Here is a 1,240-nt window from a genome sequence, read left to right as displayed (position 1 = left end):
GCAAAACTAATTACAAAAAAGCACTTTTTTATTTTGCAATCCTTGGAATGCTTATTCACATAATAGTATTTTTTATATTTACTATTAATCCACCTAAGTATGATTATTTTAAAGATAGTACTACAGGTGAATATGGGATTTTTAATACTAAATCTTAAGAGTGTATATTATATTTTAAGTTTATAAATTATTGTTTATATTTTGAAATAGTAGGATAAACTAATTTTAATAAATTTTAGAATGGAGAATATTTATGGAAATTAGACTTGGATATGTTGCTATTTCAAATGTACTAGGAAAGAAAGTCACTAGCTCTAGCACAGTGACTTTTTCAAATTATTCAAAAATTACAACTGAAGAAAAAAGATTAGAAAAGTTAAAAAATGTTGCCCTATCTAATCTTATAGCTCTAGAAGAGTTATTAAAATATAATATTAAGAATAATATTCACTTTTATAGAATAACTTCAGCTTTAATTCCTTTAGTGACACATCCTGATGTTGGATACTGGGGACATAGAGAAATTTATAAAAAAGATTTTAAGTACATAGGAAAACTTATAAGGGATTCTAATATGAGAGTAGATACTCATCCTGATGAATTCAATGTAATAAACAGTAATAATCCTCAAGTAGTAGAAAATACAGAAATTAATTTAAGCAGACAAGTAGAATGGTTTGAGGATATGGACTATAAAGATGGAAAAATGGTTATTCATGTTGGAGGAGCTACTGGCGGTAAAGAAAAAGCAATAAAAAGATTTATTGATAACTTCTCAAAAATGTCGAGCTTAATAAAGAAAAGACTTATGATTGAAAATGATGATAAGACTTACACTGCTAAAGAAACATTACAGTTATGCAAACTTATAAATATTCCCATGGTTTTAGATATCCATCACCATAATTGTAATAATGAAGGTAATGAAATAACAGAAATATTAGAAGATATACTTAATACCTGGAATAATGAAGATTTACCACCTAAAATGCATTTTTCATCGCCTAAAGATTCAAATTTAGTAGATAAAGTTGATAAAAAGCATTCAGACTTTATTAATGCCTCAGATTTCATAAATTTTATAGAAAAGTTAAGACCCTTTAATAGGAATGTTGATGTAATGCTAGAATGCAAAGAAAAGGATGTAGCTTTATTTAAATTAGTTAAGGATATACAAGAAATAAATTCAAAGATAAAATGGAAAGATGAAACAACAATAATATTATAAAGTTATTAGAAT

General features: G+C 25.6%; 2 protein-coding genes. Both read left to right on the top strand.

Annotated elements, in window-relative coordinates; translation table 11 throughout:
- On the top strand, nucleotides 1-158 hold a 158-nt coding region (locus E6248_RS16450), incomplete at its 5' end, for a DUF6512 family protein (RefSeq protein ID WP_396335166.1).
- 95 nt (nucleotides 159-253) lie between these two features.
- Complete coding sequence (uvsE, locus tag E6248_RS16175; RefSeq protein ID WP_316341790.1) at nucleotides 254-1,228, top strand: UV DNA damage repair endonuclease UvsE; 975 nt, start codon at nucleotides 254-256, stop codon at nucleotides 1,226-1,228.
- The last annotated feature ends 12 nt before the right edge of the window (nucleotides 1,229-1,240 follow it).

Origin of the sequence: Clostridium sp. (genome assembly GCF_032552055.1) — a bacterium.
Taxonomy (GTDB): Bacteria; Bacillota; Clostridia; order Clostridiales; family Clostridiaceae; genus Clostridium.
This window is presented reverse-complemented; position numbering and strand designations above follow the sequence as displayed.

Coding starts and splice junctions, on each gene's coding strand:
- uvsE (WP_316341790.1), top strand. CDS start 254: ATGGAAATTAGACTTGGATATGTTGCTATTTCAAATGTACTAGGAAAG.